Annotated in this window: 18 protein-coding genes and 1 riboswitch; of the genes, 8 read left to right on the plus strand and 10 right to left on the minus strand. The window is 68.6% G+C overall.

Annotated elements, in window-relative coordinates; translation table 11 throughout:
- The first annotated feature begins 4 nt into the window (after window positions 1-4).
- Entirely contained in the window at window positions 5-217 is a 213-nt protein-coding gene (locus VNR91_RS08590) for a hypothetical protein (protein ID WP_325490354.1), read from the plus strand.
- On the opposite strand, the gene VNR91_RS08595 is transcribed toward VNR91_RS08590, so the two are convergent.
- Genes VNR91_RS08595 through VNR91_RS08605 form a run of 3 tightly spaced genes read right to left on the minus strand, consistent with a single transcriptional unit; the run spans window position 218 to window position 6136 of the window.
- Window positions 218-1648: an efflux transporter outer membrane subunit gene (locus VNR91_RS08595; protein ID WP_325490355.1), complete on the minus strand. Its 1431-nt coding sequence runs from the start codon at window positions 1646-1648 to the stop codon at window positions 218-220.
- Window positions 1645-4887, minus strand: coding sequence for an efflux RND transporter permease subunit (locus tag VNR91_RS08600; RefSeq protein WP_325490356.1), 3243 nt, complete (start codon window positions 4885-4887; stop codon window positions 1645-1647). The genes VNR91_RS08595 and VNR91_RS08600 overlap by 4 nt, the downstream gene beginning before the upstream one ends.
- Before the next feature lie 13 nt (window positions 4888-4900).
- Window positions 4901-6136 carry an efflux RND transporter periplasmic adaptor subunit gene (locus VNR91_RS08605; RefSeq protein ID WP_325490357.1) on the minus strand — a complete coding sequence of 412 codons (1236 nt, stop codon included), beginning with the start codon at window positions 6134-6136 and terminating at the stop codon, window positions 4901-4903.
- Window positions 6137-6288: 152 nt separating this feature from the next.
- Here VNR91_RS08605 and maiA point away from each other — a divergent pair, with 152 nt between their 5' ends.
- From maiA to VNR91_RS08630, 5 genes are all read left to right on the plus strand, one after another.
- Window positions 6289-6921: a maleylacetoacetate isomerase gene (maiA, locus tag VNR91_RS08610; RefSeq protein ID WP_325490358.1), complete on the plus strand. Its 633-nt coding sequence runs from the start codon at window positions 6289-6291 to the stop codon at window positions 6919-6921.
- Window positions 6922-6940: 19 nt separating this feature from the next.
- Window positions 6941-7125, plus strand: a riboswitch (cobalamin riboswitch).
- A 143-nt stretch (window positions 7126-7268) separates the two neighbouring features.
- Entirely contained in the window at window positions 7269-9125 is a 1857-nt protein-coding gene (locus VNR91_RS08615) for a TonB-dependent receptor plug domain-containing protein (protein ID WP_325490359.1), read from the plus strand.
- Window positions 9122-9937 carry an ABC transporter substrate-binding protein gene (locus VNR91_RS08620; protein ID WP_325490360.1) on the plus strand — a complete coding sequence of 272 codons (816 nt, stop codon included), beginning with the start codon at window positions 9122-9124 and terminating at the stop codon, window positions 9935-9937. The genes VNR91_RS08615 and VNR91_RS08620 overlap by 4 nt, the downstream gene beginning before the upstream one ends.
- Window positions 9934-10908: an iron ABC transporter permease gene (locus tag VNR91_RS08625; protein WP_325490361.1), complete on the plus strand. Its 975-nt coding sequence runs from the start codon at window positions 9934-9936 to the stop codon at window positions 10906-10908. The genes VNR91_RS08620 and VNR91_RS08625 overlap by 4 nt, the downstream gene beginning before the upstream one ends.
- Entirely contained in the window at window positions 10905-11654 is a 750-nt protein-coding gene (locus tag VNR91_RS08630; RefSeq protein WP_325490362.1) for an ABC transporter ATP-binding protein, read from the plus strand. The genes VNR91_RS08625 and VNR91_RS08630 overlap by 4 nt, the downstream gene beginning before the upstream one ends.
- A gap of 87 nt (window positions 11655-11741) precedes the next feature.
- On the opposite strand, the gene VNR91_RS08635 is transcribed toward VNR91_RS08630, so the two are convergent.
- Window positions 11742-12014 carry an I78 family peptidase inhibitor gene (locus VNR91_RS08635; RefSeq protein WP_325490363.1) on the minus strand — a complete coding sequence of 91 codons (273 nt, stop codon included), beginning with the start codon at window positions 12012-12014 and terminating at the stop codon, window positions 11742-11744.
- Complete coding sequence (rnd, locus tag VNR91_RS08640) at window positions 12011-13186, minus strand: ribonuclease D (protein WP_325490364.1); 1176 nt, start codon at window positions 13184-13186, stop codon at window positions 12011-12013. The genes VNR91_RS08635 and rnd overlap by 4 nt, the downstream gene beginning before the upstream one ends.
- Before the next feature lie 186 nt (window positions 13187-13372).
- Here rnd and aspS point away from each other — a divergent pair, with 186 nt between their 5' ends.
- Window positions 13373-15178, plus strand: coding sequence for an aspartate--tRNA ligase (gene aspS, locus VNR91_RS08645; RefSeq protein WP_325490365.1), 1806 nt, complete (start codon window positions 13373-13375; stop codon window positions 15176-15178).
- A 281-nt stretch (window positions 15179-15459) separates the two neighbouring features.
- On the opposite strand, the gene VNR91_RS08650 is transcribed toward aspS, so the two are convergent.
- The 5 genes from VNR91_RS08650 to VNR91_RS08670 form a co-directional block, all read right to left on the minus strand.
- Window positions 15460-15684 carry a DUF4170 domain-containing protein gene (locus VNR91_RS08650; protein WP_325490366.1) on the minus strand — a complete coding sequence of 75 codons (225 nt, stop codon included), beginning with the start codon at window positions 15682-15684 and terminating at the stop codon, window positions 15460-15462.
- A 73-nt stretch (window positions 15685-15757) separates the two neighbouring features.
- Window positions 15758-16123, minus strand: coding sequence for a hypothetical protein (locus VNR91_RS08655; protein WP_325490367.1), 366 nt, complete (start codon window positions 16121-16123; stop codon window positions 15758-15760).
- Window positions 16124-16191: 68 nt separating this feature from the next.
- On the minus strand, window positions 16192-16449 hold the full coding sequence (locus VNR91_RS08660) for a hypothetical protein (protein ID WP_325490368.1): 258 nt from the start codon (window positions 16447-16449) through the stop codon (window positions 16192-16194).
- Window positions 16446-16787 (minus strand): phage holin family protein, encoded by a 342-nt coding sequence (locus tag VNR91_RS08665; protein ID WP_325490369.1) that lies wholly within the window; start codon window positions 16785-16787, stop codon window positions 16446-16448. The genes VNR91_RS08660 and VNR91_RS08665 overlap by 4 nt, the downstream gene beginning before the upstream one ends.
- Before the next feature lie 26 nt (window positions 16788-16813).
- A complete protein-coding gene (locus VNR91_RS08670; protein WP_325490370.1) occupies window positions 16814-17332 on the minus strand; it encodes a hypothetical protein in 519 nt (172 codons plus the stop codon).
- Window positions 17333-17472: 140 nt separating this feature from the next.
- Here VNR91_RS08670 and VNR91_RS08675 point away from each other — a divergent pair.
- A partial coding sequence (locus tag VNR91_RS08675) for a hypothetical protein (protein WP_325490371.1) occupies window positions 17473-17582 on the plus strand: 110 nt, incomplete at its 3' end.

The raw sequence follows: 17582 nt of genomic DNA on the forward strand, positions 1-17582 counted from the left end.
CGACATGGCGAAGATGCTTGGACAATTCTCGATCACGCGCGAGACCGATGGCTATCTGATCCGCATCGAGGACGAGGACGGCGACATCGCCGAATATGAAGCGACGCTGGAGCAGCTCGACCTGATCGGCGACGCGATCGAGGAACAGATCGAACTGGAAGAAGATGGCGGCCTGCCGCTCGACGACGATGATGACGAGGCCGACGAGGACGATTGATCAGCGCGGCGCGGCGGGATCGTCCGGCGCCGCGTCGAGCAGCGCGTCGCCGCCCAGCGTACGGTAGAGCGCGACCAGGTTCTGCGCGCGGGCCAGCCGCGTCGCGACGAGGCTGCGCTGCGCGCTGTAGAAGGATCGTTGCGCGTCGAGGCTTTGCAGAAAGGTGTCGATCCCGCCGCGATAGCGCGCGGTCGACAGATTGTAATTGTCCTGCGCGGCGGCGACCAGATTGGTCTGCGCGCTTTCCTGATCGGCGATGGTGCCGCGCCGGGCGAGGGCGTCGGAGACTTCGCGAAACGCGGTCTGGATCGCCTTTTCATAGCTGGCCACCGCAGCGTCGCGTTGGGCGCGGGTCTGCGCCCGATCGCCGCGCGCGCTGCCGCCGTCGAAGATGTTGTACGCGGCGGCGCCGGTCGCGCTCCAGGTGAAGGCGTCGCCGGTGAACAAGGATCCTAGCGCGTTGCTGGCCAGCCCGACCAGCCCGGTCAGGCTGATGCGCGGGAACAGCGCCGCACGCGCCGCGCCGATGCGGGCGTTGGCGGCGCGCAGTTGATATTCGGCCTGCACCACGTCGGGCCGGCGCAGCAGCACCCCAGAATCGAGCCCGGCGGGAAGCTCCGCCAGCGTCGGCGCTGCCTGATCGATCGAGCCGGGCAATCGCGCCGGGTCGATCGGCGCGCCGACCAGCAGCTGGAGCAGGTTGACGTCCTGCGCCAGCGCGGTGCGCTGGGTGGCGAGGTCCGATTTCGCCTGCGCCTCGACCAGTTCGGCCTGGCGCAGGTCGGTGCGCGGGGCGATGCCGCCCTCCAGCCGCAGCCGGGTCAGGCGCACGCTCTCACCGGCGCTTTTCGCGGTATCCTCGGCGATCGCCAGCAGGCTCTTGTCGGCGGCATAGGCCAGCCAGGCGTCGGCGATATCGCCGACCAGCGCGAGCCGGGTGGCGCGCGCCGCCGCCTCGGTCGCGAAATATTCGTCGAGCGCGGCGCGGCTGAGCGAGCGGACCCGACCGAACAGATCGAGCTCGAACGCGGTGGTGCCGACGTTGGCGGCATAGCTTTCGCGCGTGCCGCCGCCGGCGCTGGTGGCCGATACCCCGCCGTCCGAGGCGCCCGCGCTTGCCCCGGCACTGATCGTCGGAAACAGCGCGCCGCGCTGCGATCGATACGCCCCGCGCGCGGCGGCGATGTTGGCGGCGGCGACGCGCAGATCGCGGTTGTTGGCCAGCGCCTGCTCGACCAGCGCCTGCAGGCGGGCGTCGTGGAAGATATCCCGATAGCTGACCGTCGGCAGCCCGGCCTCATCCTGACGCAGGTAGGAATCGCCGACGGGCCACGACGACGGCACCGGCGCCGCCGGGCGATCGTATTCGGGCGCCAGCGAACAGCCGGCGAGCAGGCCCAGCGCGGCGAGGGGGAGGAGCGGGCGGATCATGCCGGGTTCGGCTCCCGCTTGGCCGCGTCCTGTGGTCCGTCGTCGTGCGGCGGCCCCTGGAATCCGGTCGGCTTGCCGCGCAACCGGGCGATGCCGTCGCGCACGCCACGCCGCACCAGCACGAAGAACAGCGGGATGTAGAAGATCGCGAGGATCGTCGCGGTGATCATGCCGCCGATCACCGACGTGCCGATCGCGATGCGGCCGTTGGCGCCGGCGCCGGTCGAGATCGCCAGCGGCATCACGCCGAAGATGAATGAGAAGCTTGTCATCAGGATCGGGCGCAGGCGGATGCGCGCCGCCTCCAGCGCGGCGTCGATGACGCGCGCGCCCTTCCTTTCGGCGGCTTCGGCGAATTCGATCATCAGGATCGCGTTCTTCGAGGCGAGGCCCATCGTCGTCAGCAGGCCGATCTGGAGGAACACGTCGTTTTCCAGGCCCCTGAGAGTCACCGCGAACACCGCGCCGACCAGCCCGAGCGGGATGACCAGCAGCACCGCCACCGGGATCGACCAGCTTTCATAGAGCGCGGCCAGGCACAGGAACACCACCAGCAGCGACAGGCCATAGAGGATCGGCGCCTGCCCCGACGACAGCCGTTCCTGATAGGACAGGCCGGCCCAGGCGACGGTGGTGCCGGGGATCTGGGCCGCCAGCGCCGCCATTCGCTCCATCGCCTGCCCGGAGCTTTGCCCCGGTGCGGCCGAGCCCTGGAATTCGAACGAGGAGACGCCGGAGAAGCGCGACAGCGTGGTTGGCGCTTGCGACCATGAGATACGCGCGAAGGAGGAGAACGGTGCCATCTGTCCGTTCGACCCGCGCACGAACCATTTGCCGACGTCGTCCGGCGCGGCGCGATAGGGCGCGTCGCCCTGGACGTAGACCCGCTTGACGCGGCCGCGATCGATGAAGTCGTTGACGTAGCGCCCGCCCCACGCGGTCGACAGCGTGGTGTTGACGTCGCTCTCGCTCAAACCCAGCGCGTTGAGCTTGGCCTGATCGATATCGATCTTGAGCGTGGCGATATCGGGCAGTTCGCTCATCCGCACCGATGCCAGCTTGGGGTCGGCCGCGGCCATGCTCATCAGCTTGTCGCGCGCGGCGACGAATTCCTCACGCGACAGGCCCCCGGAATTCTGGAGTTCCATGGTGAAACCGTTCGACTGGCCAAGGCCACGGATCGCCGGCGGGATCAACACGTAGATCTGGGCGTCGCGCACGCCGGACAGCGCAGCCGAGGCACGGTGCGTGATCGCATCGGCCCCGTTTTCCTTGCCTTTCCGTTCGGACCAGTCCTTCAGCGCGAGATAGCCGTTCCCGGTATTCTGGCCACTGGCGGCGCCGCCCCCGCCACCCCCGCTGACGGTGAATAGCGCACGGGTGTTCTTCCCCTCGTTGTCGAGGAAATAGGTCTCGATCGCGCGCTGCACCTCGAACGTGCGGCCCTGGGTGGCGCCGGCGGGAAGCTGGAACTGGACCATGGCGCCGCCCTGATCCTCGGTCGGAAGGAAGCTGGTCGGCAGGCGGACGAACATCAGCACCAGCGCGGCGACCACCGCCAGATAGATCAGCAGGAACAGCCAGCGCCGGTCGACCACGGTGCGGACGGCGCGCTGATGGCCCGCGATCACCCGGTCGAAACCGCGATTGAACCGCGCGCCCGCACCGCTGAAGAACCCGACCACGCCGGGGAAGCGCCGCGCAAACCAGCCGCCGCGCGCATCCTCCTCGCTCTTCTGCTTGAGCAGATGCGAAGTCAGCGCGGGACTGAGCACGATCGCCACCAGTACCGACAGCGCCATCGCCGACACCAGCGTGACCGAGAACTGGCGATAGATCACCCCGGTCGATCCGCCGAAGAACGCCATCGGCAGGAACACCGCCGACAGGACCAGCGCGATCGCGAACAGCGCGACCGTGATCTGGTTCATCGATTCGATCGTCGCCTCACGCGGGGTGAGGGTCGGGTCCTCCTCCATCAGCCGCTCGACGTTCTCGACCACGACGATGGCGTCGTCGACCAGCAGGCCGATCGCCAGCACCAGCCCGAACAGGGTGAGCGTGTTGATCGAAAAGCCGGCGATGGCGAAGACGGCGAAGGTGCCCAGCAGCACGATCGGCACCGCGATCGTCGGGATCAGCACCGCGCGCCAGCTTTGCAGGAACACGAACATCACGATGACGACCAGGACGATCGCCTCGATCAGCGTCTTGACCACCTCGTCGATCGACAGCTTGATGAAATCGGTCGTGTCGGACGGGAAGGTGTATTTGAAGCCGGCCGGAAACCGCTTTGCCTGCGCCTCGACATAGGCCTTGACCAGCTCCGCGGTCTTGAGCGCGTCGGCGCCGGGCGCCAGGCTGATCGCGATGCCGGCGCCGGGATGCCCGTTGACCCGGCTGAGCGCGGCATAATTCTCCTGTCCCAGCTCGACGCGCGCGACGTCGCCCAGCCTGACGGCGGCGCCGCTCGATTGAGTCTTGAGGATGATGTCGCGGAACTGCTCCGCCGTCTGCAGGCGCGAGCGCGCGGTCACCGTCGCGTTGAGCATCTGGGTGCGCGGCATCGGCTGCGCGCCGATCTCGCCCGCCGCGACCTCGGTATTCTGGTTGGTGATCGCGGTGACGACGTCGCCCGGCATCAACTGGAAACTGGCCAGCTTGTTCGGGTCCAGCCAGATCCGCATCGCATATTGCGATCCGAACACGTTGGAATCGCCGACGCCCGGAATGCGCCCGAGCGCCTCCTGCATGTTCGACACCAGCCAGTCGGAAACGTCGCCGTTGGTCCGCGCGTCGGTCTCGTCATAGACGGCGACGATCATCAGGAAATCGGGGTTGGACTTGGTGACGGTCAGGCCCTGCTGCTGCACCTGCTGCGGCAGGCGGGACAGCGCCTGCTGGACCTTGTTCTGCACCTGGACCTGGGCGATGTCGGGGTCGGTGCCCTTCTGGAACGTCGCCGCGATCGACACCGATCCGCGCGATGAGGACGAGGAGGTGAAGTAGAGCAGCCCGTCGATCCCGGTGAGCTGTTGCTCGATCACCTGGGTCACGCTGTTTTCCAGCGTCTGCGCCGATGCGCCGGGAAAGCTGGCGCGGACGTTGACCTGGGGCGGCGCGACGTCGGGATATTGCGCGATCGGCAGTGAGAAGATCGCGCCGACCCCGGCCAGCATGATGATGATCGCGATCACCCAGGCGAAGATCGGGCGATCGATGAAGATCCGCGAAATCATGGCCGGGCGAGCCTCAGCGGCTCTTGGACGCGGGCGCCGCGGCCTGCCCCTGCGGTGGCGCGGCGATCCGTTGCGGCGTGGTGGCCGGCACCGGCTTGATATCGGCGTCCGGCCGCAGATGGGCGAGGCCCTGCGTGATGACCTTGTCCCCCGGCTTCAGCCCGTCGGTGACCACCCAGAAGGCGCCCTGTGTACGGATCGCGGTGACGGATCGCTGCACCGCCTTGTCGTTCGGGCCGACGACATAGACGCTGGCGTTGCCGCGCGGATCGCGCGCCAGCGCCGCCTGCGGCACCAGGAACGCGCCGTTGTCGATCGCCTGGTCGAACAGCGCGCGGACGAACATGCCCGGCAGCAGCAGCCCTTGAGGATTGGGGAAGGTGGCGCGCATCGTCACGGTGCCGGTGCCGGCGTCGACCGTCACTTCGGAGAACTGGACGGTGCCGGTGTAGCCATAGTCGCTGCCGTCCTCGAGCTTGAGCCGGACCTTTGCGCTGGCCGGGACGACGTTGCCCGACGCCATCGTCCGCCGCAGCGCCAGCAGCTCCGCGCTCGATTGCTGGATATCGACATACATCGGATCGAGCCGCTGGATCACCGCCAGCGGATCCGTCTGGTTGGTCGTCACCAGCGCGCCGACGGTGGCGAGGCTGCGGCCGATGCGGCCGGTGATCGGCGCGGGGACGCGGGTGAAGGCGAGGTTGATCCGCGCCGATTGCAGCGCCGCCTGGGTTTGCGCCACCGATGCCTGCGCCTGCCGCGACTGGGCGACGGCGTTGGTATAGTCCTGCTTGCTCACCGCCTCTGCCTCGGCCAGTGGCTTGTAGCGGTCGGCCAGCACGCGGGCGGCTTCGAGCTGGGCGTTGGCCGACGACAGATTGGCCTGCGCCTGATTGGTCGCGGCCTGATAGGTGCGCGCGTCGATCTGGTAGAGCGTTTGGCCGGCGTGAACCAGGCTTCCCTCGGTGAACAGCCGTTTCTGGATCAGCCCGGACACCTGTGGGCGGACCTCCGACGTTTCATAGGCGGCCGTGCGCGCGGCCAGTTCCGCCGTCATCGGCACCGAACTGGGCTGGAGCACGACATAACCGACCGCGATCGGACCGCCGGCACCGCGATTAGCCGCGCCTTTTCCGGCCGCATCACCGCCGCCGCCGCCGCCGCCGCTGCAAGCAGCGAGCAGAAGGGCGGGGGCGAGGATGAACGCCGCAGCGCGCGGCGCCGCGATTCGAATCGGATGCCTGTTCACTGGTCCGCTCAACGGTCCTACCTTGGGTCGGTTTCGTCGGGCCGCGGATTTTCCGCGATGCACAACGACACGGGATGGAAGCTCGTTTGCCGATCCGTCGGATTTTGGCAATCGGAATGTAGCAAGCGAACGATTACCGGAAGGGGTGTCAAATGATCCTGCATGACTATTGGCGGTCGTCGGCGGCCTATCGTGTCCGCATCGGTCTGAACCTGAAGGGGCTGGCCTATACCTCGGTCTCGCATGACCTGACGATGAACGAACAGCGCGACCCGGCCTATCTGGCCAAGGCGCCGCAGGGGCTGGTGCCCGCGCTGGAGGTCGGCGGCCGCGTGCTGGTGCAGAGCGTAGCGATCCTGGAGTGGCTGGACGAAACCTATCCGAACCCGCCGTTCCTGCCGGTCGATGCCGACGGCCGGGCGGCGGTCCGGGCGATGGCGCTGGTGATCGCGGCGGACATCCATCCGGTCAACAACCTGCGGATCGCCAACGCGCTGCGATCCGATTTCGGCGCGGACGGCGCGACGGTCGTGGCGTGGATGCAGCGGTGGATGACGGCGGGCTTCGACGCGCTGGAGGCGATGGTCGCGCGCGACGGCGGCGATTTCAGCTATGGCGACGCGCCGGGGCTGGCCGACATCCTGCTGGTCCCGCAATGGTATAACGCCGAACGCTACCGGCTCGATACCACGCCGTGGCCGCGTCTGGCCGCTGTGGTCGATCGGGCGCGGGCGCTGCCCGCCTTCGCCGCCGCCGCGCCCGAGCGTCAGCGCGAAGCCGATTGACTTGGATGCCGCACTGCACCTAAGCGCTGGACCAGATGGTGCCGGGAAACCGGCGAAGAGGGAAGCCGGTGTGAATCCGGCGCTGTACCCGCAACTGTAAACCGGGAGCTGACGGCCAACACGTCACTGGGGCGCCTGCTCCGGGAAGACGGCCCGAAGCGACGATCGGCGAGCCAGGAGACCTGCCATCGCGTCGTTCATGCCGCGGCCGGGGCCAGCCGATGGGCATGGGGAGACTTCCCTTCGTAACGACAGCCGATGGCCATGTCGCGTCCCCCGTGGGGGCGGGCCGCACGATGTCGTTACTGGCCCGGCCGCGTCGACGGCGGCGGGCGAAGGAAGTTCGTATGATCCGTATTCCCCTGTTGCTGGCCGGCGCGGCGCTGGCGTTGCCCGCCCATGCCCAGGATGCTCCCGACGACCGGGATATCGTCCTCACCGCCGCGCGCGCCGCTCAGCCCGCCGACCAGACGGGCCAGGCCGTCACCGTCATCACCCGCGACCAGATCGAGCAGCGCCAGACCGTCGCCATCGCCGATCTGCTCGCCACCACCCCCGGCGTGCAGGTCACCCGCAACGGCGGCATCGGCACCGTCACCAGCGTGCGCATCCGCGGCGCTGAGAGCGAACACACGCTGGTGGTGATCGACGGTGTGCGGGTCAATGATCCGTCGTCGCCGGCGGGGGCGTTCGATTTCTCCAACCTGCTGTCCAGTTCCGTATCGCGGATCGAGGTGGTGCGCGGGCCGGATTCGGTGCCGTGGGGCAGCCAGGCGATCGGCGGCGTGGTCAACGTCATCACCGAAGCGCCGACCGAGGGCCTCCACGCCCGCGCCAGCGCCGAATATGGCTATGCCGACAGCGTGTTCGCCACCGGCGGGCTGTCGGGGCGCAGCGGCGGGCTGTCGGGGGCGCTGACCGCCGGCTACCTGCGCAGCGACGGCATTTCCGCCGCCGCCAACGGCAGCGAGCGCGACGGCTATCGCCAGTTCGGCGCGACCGGCCGGCTGGGGCTGGAGATCGCGCCCGGGATCGGCATCGATCTGCGCGGCTATTACGCCGACAGCCGCGCCGAGCTCGATGGCTTTCCCCCGCCCAACTACATGCTGGCCGACACGCCGGAATATTCCAGGTCGGAGGAGATCTACGGCTATGCCGGAGTCCACGCCGATCTGGCCGGCGGCCGGTTCAAGAACCGGCTGGCGTTCACCATCGCCGATATCAACCGCGACAACTACGATCCGACCTATGGCAGCGCGCCCAGCTTCTACGGCTATGGGCGCAGCGAGCGGTACGAATATCAGGGCGACTTCACCTTCAACACGGTGGTGCGCGCGGTGTTCGGCGCCGAGCATGAGGACAGCCGCTTCACCGACGGCAGCGTATCGCCGCACGCCGGGCTGACCAGCGTCTATGGCGAACTGATCGTCCGGCCGATCGAGATGCTGACGATCACCGGCGGCGTCCGCAACGACGACAGCAAGGATTTCGGCAACCACACGACGTTCAGCGCCAATGCCGCGCTGGCGCTGAACACCGGCACCACGATCCGCGCCAGCTATGCCGAGGGTTTCCGCGCGCCGTCGCTGTACGAACGGTTCAGCTCGTTCGGCCGCGCCGACCTGCGCCCCGAGACGGCCAAGAGCTGGGACGCCGGGGTCGAGCAGGCGCTGCTGGACGGGCGGCTGCGGTTCGGCGCGACGGTGTTCGACCGCAACATCCGCGACCGGATCAGCTTCGATTCGGGTTGCACCTTCGCGCCCGGCGTGCCGTGCTACGTCAACATCGCCCGCACCCACGTCACCGGGGTCGAGGCCGGAGTGACGATGCGGCCGGTCGACGGGCTGACCTTTGCCGCCAACTATACCTGGCTGGAGCCGCTCAACCGCTCGCCGGGGTTCGATGGCCTCGACCTCCAGCGGCGCCCGCGCGACCAGTGGAGCGTATCGGCAGACTACCGCACCCCGTTCGGCCTTTCGCTGGGCGCGACGTTGCTGGTGGTCGGCGACAGCTTCGACGATGCGTTCAACACCAACCGGCTCGACGGCTATGCCATCGGCGGGGTGCGCGCCGAATTCCCGATCGGCGACCGGTTCGCGATCTATGGCCGGGTCGATAACCTGTTCGACGAACGCTATCAGACCGTGTCCGGTTATGGCACCTATCGCCGGGCGGCCTATGGAGGCGTGCGGCTGAAGCTGTGAGGGTATTCGCGATCCTGGTTTCGCTGACGCTTGCCGGTTGCGCTTCGGCGCGGCCGGCGGTGGTGGCGCCGGAACGGCCGGTCCGGGTCGTGAGCCTCGATTACTGCGCCGACCAATATGTGCTGCGGCTGGTGCCGCGCGCGCGCATATTGGCGGTGTCGCCGGATGCCGACGCGGATTTCTCCTACATGCGCGCGGCGGCGAAGGGCGTGCGGCAGGTCCGCCCGACCGCCGAGGACGTGCTGCTGCTCAAGCCCGACCTGGTCGTGCGCAGCTATGGCGGCGGCGCCAATGCGGGGGCGATGTTCGCGCGCGCCGGGGTGCCGGTGGTCCAGCTTGGCTATGCCGACGATCTGGCGGGTGTGCGCCGCGTGCTGACCGAGACCGCCGACGCGTTGGGCGAGCACGCGCGCGGCGCGGCGATGGCGCGGGCGTTCGACGCGCGGCTGGCGGCGGTGAAGCGGGACGGCGCGCGCCGAAATGCGCTCTACGTCACGCCGGGTGGCGTCACGGCAGGGCCGGACACGATGATCGACGCGATGTTCCATGCCGCCGGCCTTACCAATTTCCAGACCGCGCCGGGGTGGGGGACGATCCCGCTCGAACGGCTGGCCTATGCGACGCCCGATGTGATCGCGACCGCGTTTCAGGATACCCGCTGGCGGCGGCCCGATCCATGGAGCGCGGCCGGGCATCCGCTGGTGCGCCGCCTGTCGGGCCGGCCGACCGCGGCGCTGTCCGGCGCCTCCACCGCGTGCGGCGCCTGGTTCGTGCTCGACGCGGTCGAGGCGATGGCGAGGGTAGCGCGATGAGGCTTGTGTTGTTGCTTGCGCTGGCGTGCCTCGCCGCGGTGATCGCCGCCTGCTTCCTAGGATCGGTGCCGTTGCCGCTGCCGCGCCTGATCGCGGCGCTGGCCGGTGGTGGCGCGCCCGGCGATGCGGTGGTGGTGTGGCTGATCCGCCTGCCGCGCGCGCTGGCGGCGCTGCTGGCCGGGGCGGCGCTGGGGATGAGCGGCGCGGCGTTGCAGGGCCTGCTGCGCAACCCGCTAGCCGAACCGGGGGTGCTGGGGGTTTCGGCCTGCGCCACCCTCACGGCGACGGTGGCGCTCTACTACGGGCTGGCCGGCGCGTGGTTGTTCGCGCTTCCGCTCGCATCGATCGTCGGCGCGCTGGCGGCGACCGCCCTGATCGCGGCGGTGGCGCTGCGCACCAGCTCGGTGACGACGCTGATCCTGGTCGGGGTCGGCCTGTCGAGCTTCGCCGGGTCGATCATGGCGCTGTTGCTCAATCTGGCGCCCAATCCGTTCACGCTTACCGACATGATCAACTGGACGCTGGGATCGGTCGCCAACCGCAGCTTCGACGAGATCGGCGCGGCGGCGCCGTTCCTGATCGCGGGCGCGGCGATCCTGATCGCCAGCCGGCGCGGATTGTCCGCGCTGACCCTGGGCGAGGAAGCCGCCGCCGGCATCGGGCTCGACCTGCGGCGGCAGCGGATCGCGGTGGTGCTGGGCGCCGGGCTGCTCACCGGCGGATCGATCGCGATGGCGGGAGCGATCGGCTTCGTCGGCATCGTCGCGCCGCATCTGGTGCGGCCGTGGGTTGGGCACGACCCGGCGCGCAGCCTGGTGCCGTCGGCGTTGCTGGCGGGGCTGTTCCTGGTGCTGGCCGACATCGGCGTGCGGCTGATCCCGACCAGCAACGAGCTTCGGCTGGGCGTGGTCGCGGCGCTGGTCGGCGCGCCGCTGTTCGTGCTGATCGCGGCGCGGAGGCGCGGGGCATGATCGTCGCCGATCGCCTGACCAGGACGGGAATCGTCGACGGCGCGTCGTTCCGCATCGCGCCGGGGGAACTGGTGGTGCTGCTCGGCCCCAACGGCGCGGGCAAGACCACGCTGCTGCGGATGGCGCTGGGCCTGCTGGGGGCGGATGGCGGGACGGCGACGATCGACGGCGACGACGCGGCGCGGCTGGCCCCGGCGGTGCGGGCGCGGCGCGTGTCGTACCTGCCCCAGGCACGCGCGCTGGCCTGGCCGGCGAAGGTGCGCGACGTGGTCGCGCTGGGGCGGTTCGCGCATGGCGCGGCGCCGGGGTGGCCCGGTGCGGCCGATCGGGAGGCGATCGTGCGCGCGCTGGCCGCCTGCGATCTCGACGCGCTGAGCGATCGCGATGCCGATACGCTATCGGGCGGAGAGCTGGCGCGAGTCCACCTCGCGCGCGCGCTGGCGACCGAAGCCGCGCTGATCGTCGCCGACGAACCGGTCGCCTCGCTCGACCCGCGCCATCAGCATCGCGTGCTCGGGCTGCTGCGCGCCTTCGTCGAGGGCGGGGGCGGGGCCCTGGCGGTGCTCCACGACCTGCCGCTGGCGGCGCGCTATGCCGACCGGCTGATCTGGATGAAGGACGGTCGCATCGTCGCCGACGGCAGCGTCGCGGAGACGATGACCGCCACGCGGATCGCGGAAACCTATGGCGTTACGGCGCGCGTCGACGGGGTCGACGTGGTGGTCGAGGGCCCGGTGGCGGGCTGAACCACTCACGACCGTCGTTGCGCGCCGCGGAGCCGGGGAAGCAGCCCAGCGCCGCGCGTGGGGCCTCTCCCAAGGGCGTGATCTGGCCTAGCCGCAGCGCACGCTGGCGATCAGACCGCGCTCGTCGAGCGTGACGGTGACGCGGTTCTTCATGTAATCCATCGTCACCGCTTCGCCCGGGCGCACCACGCGCACCTTGAACGCGTGGGTCCGGCCGCGCAGCTTGCCGCGCATGTCCTTGTCGTACCGCTGGCCGATCAGCCCCTGCGAGGTCGCGTCCTTGCAGTCGCCCCACATGCCGACGTCGTGGACGCAGCCCGACAGCAGTACCGGCACCAGCACCATCATCCAACGCTTCATGCGACCTCCTCGGTCCGGGTCATCTTGAGTTTTCCGCCGCGCACGGTGAAGCCCAGCCGTCCTTCGACGAGGTCGAGCGCGTCGTTGCCGAACTGCTCGTAGCGCCAGCCGGTGAGAATGGGGAGCCCGTCGCGCTGGCCCGCCGCCAGCGCCTCCAGATCATCCGATCGGGCAAGCAATTTGGTGGCGACGTTGATATCGCGCGCGCGGATCTTCAACAGCAGCTTGAGCAGATCGGCGACCAGCGCGCCTTCCTTGCCCAGCGCCGGGCCGCGCTCGTCGCGCGGGGGTAGTTCGTCCGCGCCCATCGGCACCGCGCCTTCGATCGCGGCCATCAGCCGCCCGCCGATGTCATTGCCTGCCCACGACGCCGATAGCCCGCGCACCTTCGCCAGGTCACTCTGCTTGCGCGGCGGGTTGCCGGCAAGATCGGCGATCGTCTCATCCTTGGCGATTCGGCCGCGCGGCAGGTTCTTGCCCTGCGCCTCCAGCTCGCGCCACCGCGCGATCGCCTTCAGCCGCCCCAATACCTCTGCCTTGCGGCTGGAGATGCGGACGCGCTGCCACACCTTGTCGGGGTCGTTGCGGTAATGCTCCGGGTCGGCCAGCCGCTCCATCTCCTCGTCCAGCCAGCCGCCGCGCCCGGTCTTGCGCAGCCGGTCGAGCATCTTGGGAAAGATCTTCGACAGGTGCGTCACGTCGGCGATGGCATAGTCGATCTGGCGGGCGTCGAGCGGACGGCGGCTCCAGTCGGTGAAGCGCGCGCCCTTGTCGACGGTGATGCCCAGATAGCTGTCGACAAGGTTCGAATAGCCGATCTGCTCGCCCTGCCCCAGCGCCATCGCCGCGATCTGGGTGTCGAACAGGGGGTGCGGGGTCTTGCCGGTCAGGTTGTAGACGATCTCGATATCCTGCCCGCCGGCGTGGAACACCTTGAGCACGTTCTCATTGTCGACCAGCAAGTCGAGCAGCGGCTGCATGTCGAGCCCCGCCGCCTTGGGATCGATCGCCGCCGCTTCCTCGTCGTCGGCGATCTGAATGAGGCAAAGCTCGGGCCAGTAGCTGTTCTCGCGCATGAATTCGGTGTCGACCGTGATGAACGGTTTCGTGGCGAGGCGGGAGCAAAGGTTGGCGAGCGTAGCCGAGTCGGTAATCAGACCGTGAATATGCATCGGCGGCCCATAGACGCTCCGCGCGGGTTGACAAAGAGGGATGGCGAGGGGATGCGCGCGCCACGGTTTTTAGCCGTCATTCCCGCGAAGGCGGGAATCCATTCGCGCAACGTCCGCACCGGTTCGCGCCGTCGGCGTCAATGGATGCCCGCCTGCGCGGGCATGACGAAATTTGGAAGTAGCAAGATGCACGCTTATCGCACCCACAATTGCGCCCAGCTGCGCGCTGCCGATGTCGGCCAGACGATCCGTGTGTCGGGCTGGGTCCATCGCAAGCGCGACCACGGCGGCGTGCTGTTCGTCGACCTGCGCGACCATTACGGCATCACTCAGGTGGTCGCCGACGCCGACAGCCCGGCGCTGCCGGTGCTGGAGGCGGCGCGGGTCGAATCGGTGATCACCATCGACGGTGAGGTCAAGGCGCGCGCGGCGGGGACCGCCAACGCCAATCTGCCGACCGGCGAGATCGAGGTGTTCGCGCGCGTCGCGACCGTCCAGAGCGCCGCACAGGAACTGCCGATGCCGGTGGCGGGCGATCAGGAATATCCCGAGGATATCCGCCTGCGCTATCGCTTCCTCGACCTGAGGCGCGAGCGGCTGCACGCCAACATCCTGCTGCGCAGCCATGTCATCGCGTCGCTGCGCCAGCGGATGATTGGGCAGGGCTTCACCGAGTTCCAGACGCCGATCCTGACCGCGTCGTCGCCGGAGGGCGCGCGCGACTATCTGGTGCCCAGCCGCGTCCATCCGGGCAAGTTCTACGCGCTGCCGCAGGCGCCGCAGATGTTCAAGCAGCTGCTGATGGTCGCCGGGTTCGACCGTTATTTCCAGATCGCGCCCTGCTTCCGCGACGAGGATGCCCGCGCCGACCGATCGCCCGGCGAGTTCTACCAGCTCGATTTCGAGATGAGCTATGTCACGCAGGACGACGTGTTCGCCGCGATCGAGCCGGTGCTGCACGGCGTGTTCGAGGAATTCGCCGACTGGCAGGGCAAGGGCCGCACCGTCAGCCCGCTGCCGTTCAAGCGCATTCCGTTCCGCGAATCGATGCTGAAGTACGGCAACGACAAGCCCGACCTGCGCAACCCGATCGTCATCACCGACGTGTCGGAGCATTTCCGGGGATCGGGCTTTGGCCGCTTCGCCTCGATGGTCGAGGGCGGCGACGTGGTCCGCGCGCTGCCCGCGCCGAATACGCATGAGAAAAGCCGCAAGTTCTTCGACGACATGAACGCCTGGGCGCAGTCGGAGGGCTTCCCCGGCCTCGGCTATGCCACGCAGAAGGATGGGGTGTTCGGCGGTCCGATCGCCAACAACCACGGGCAGGAAGGGATGAAGGCGATCGCCGAGGCGCTTGGCCTGGGGCCGAACGACGGCATCTTCTTCGCCGCCGGCAAGGAAGCGCAGGCGGCCAAGCTGGCCGGCCTCGCGCGGACCCGTGTCGGCGATCAGCTCGAGCTGATCGAGAAGAACCGTTTCGAGTTCTGCTGGATCGTCGATTTTCCGATGTTCGAATATGACGAGGACGCCAAGAAGGTCGATTTCAGCCACAACCCGTTCAGCATGCCGCAGGGCGAGATGGAGGCGCTGGAGAGCAAGGATCCGCTCGATATCCTCGCCTATCAGTACGACATCGTCTGCAACGGCATCGAGCTGTCGTCGGGTGCGATCCGGAACCACCGGCCCGAGATCATGTACAAGGCGTTCGAGATCGCCGGCTATTCGCAGGAAGACGTCGACACCAATTTCGCCGGCATGATCAACGCCTTCAAGTTCGGCGCGCCGCCGCACGGCGGATCGGCGCCGGGCGTCGACCGCATCGTGATGCTGCTGGCTGACGAGCCCAACATCCGCGAGGTGATCGTCTTCCCGATGACGCAGAAGGCCGAAGACCTGATGATGGGCGCGCCGAGCTTCGTCAGCGCGCAGCAGCTCAAGGAACTGAACATCAAGCTGGTCGAGCAGATCAAGGCGGGCGACACGGCCGGCTGAGGAATTATTGAGAGGAAGGGGACGTTCCTTCCTCCGTTCGTGCTGAGCTTGTCGAAGCACCGTTCTTCTACTGCGTGCCGCAGGGTCTATAGCAGGATGACATGAGACCGGCCCGACGCGTCATTGCGAGCGTAGCGAAGCAATCCACCGACGCGATCTGGATTGCTTCGCTACGCTCGCAATGACGATTCAAGCTGACGTCATTCGACTCTGGCGGCGAAGAAGCAGGGCGGTGCTTCGACAAGCTCAGCACGAACGGAGATGGTACGAACGAACGGAGATCAGCCCTCCGTCGGCAATTCCGGTTCGAGCAGTCGGTGCAGGTGCACCAGCACATAACGCATCTCGGCATCGTCGACGGTGCGCTGCGCGGCGGCGCGCCACGCCTTTTCGGCGCTGGCATAGTCCGGGAAGATGCCGACGATGTCGATCGCCTTGAGATCGGCGAAGTCGAGCGTGCGCGGGTCGGAAACCCGCCCGCCGAAAACGAGGTGAAGCTTGCTCATGGCGCGCTCCTTAGCGCCGCGCGCCGCTCATGCAACCGACGTGCGATGATTTCGGCGATGCCGCGCGCGACGATCAGCGCGCTTCCGTGCGGCCGCGCGCGGCGTCGATCGCGCTTTCCAGCACCTTGCGTGCGCCGTCACGCGCGGCGTCGGCGCCGGACAGCGACGCGCTGAGCTGCGCCTTGCCCGTCTCCCGCGCCGCGACCACCGCCGCCTTCGCCCCGTCGGCGATGCGCCGGCCGACCGGCTTGAGCACCTGCTTCTCGCGCTCGCCGCGCGGCACCAGTGCGCCGGCGATCAGTCCGACCGCCAGCCCGCCGGCGATCACCGCGACCGGATTCGCCTCCAGCGCCTCCACCGTCGCGCGCGCGCCGTCGCGCAGCTGGGTGGAAGCCGAGCGGTGCGACTTGCGGGTCTTGTGTTCCGGGGTGTTGGCCATCGTCACGTCCTTTTCCTCGGGCGTTCGCCCATGCTCGATCTCAACTCGCGCCGCGCTCGACGGTTGCATCATGTGCGGCGGCGCGACAGCCAGCGCAACACCGGTCGTCGCAATATCATGAAGCCGACCGCCGCCGCCGCACCAAGGAATGCCATCGGGCGACGCGCCGCGATCCGGGTCGCGCGATCGGCGATGCCGTTCATCGCGTCGTCGGCCAGCGCGCCGGGCGCGAGCCGCGCCTTGACCTGATCGATCCGCGCGAACAGCTGCGCGCGCGCCGCCGTGCGTTGCTGGTCGGCCAGGATCAGGCGGGGCCGGGCCGTCATTCGTCCGGCTCCAGCAGCGCGGCGACCCGCGCCCACGCCAGCCAGCCGAAGATGCCCGACAGCACCAGCGTGACCACGCCGACCACCGCCGTCGCCACGCCAGCACCGATCATCGGCGCCAGCGCCATCACCGCACCGACCGCGATCGCGACCAGCGCGGCAAAGGCGAACAGCAGGGCAAATGCGCCCAGCACCGCCGCGTCGCGCAGGTCTTTGGCCTTGGTGATCGCCAGTTCGCGGAAATAGACGAATTCCGCCGCGGCATAATCACGCGCGTCGTCGGTCAGCTGCGCGAACAGAGTGCCGAGCGGTTCGTCGCCGTCGTTTCCCTCTGCCACGCGCAGCTACCCCCGGTTGTTGCGGATCAGGCCTTGTCGCGGCCGGCGTCGATGCTCGACTGGAGCACCCGCGCGACCACGAAGCCCAGCGCGGCGGCGGCGCCGATCGCGATTCCCGGCGATTTCCGCACGAACGCGCCAACCTCGTCGAACAGTTCGTCGACGTCGCGGTCGCGGACCTGGCCGGAGAATTTGACGACCGCGCTCGATGCCTGGCGGGCATAGCCGCCATATTGTTCGCCCAGCTTGGCGTCGACATCGCCGGCGGCGCGGTCGAGCAGCTTGGCGAACTGGTCGAGCGCATCGGTGGCGCGCGCCTTGCCATCGCTGGCGAAGCTCTTGAGCTGATCGGTCGCCTGTCCGCCGATCTTGCCCGCCTCGTCGCGGATCGTCTCGCCGGCGGAGCGGCGGGTGCCGCCTTCGGATGCCCCGCCGTCGGCGGCGTCGATTCGCGCCTGCACGGCGGGATCGCCCTGGAACGCGACCTCCCGACCGTCGTCGCTTCCCTTGCCCTTGCCGGATTTGCCGGTGGTGTCTTCAGCCATGATGTCGGACCTTTCGTCGTTTCACCGCGAGAACAAGCAGTCGGCCAAGCGGGTTCCATTGCCGCGTGCGATAAGAGCGGATAGAGGCCCGCACGCACCGTCCCGCCCACTCTTCCGGTTTCATGTAGGGAGCTCGTTTCGTGACCGCAATCATCGACATCCATGCCCGCGCCATCCTCGATAGCCGCGGCAATCCCACGGTCGAAGTCGATGTGATGCTGGAGGACGGCAGTTTCGGCCGCGCGGCGGT

Origin of the sequence: Sphingomonas sp. (assembly GCF_035555815.1) — a bacterium.
Taxonomy (GTDB): Bacteria; Pseudomonadota; Alphaproteobacteria; order Sphingomonadales; family Sphingomonadaceae; genus Sphingomonas.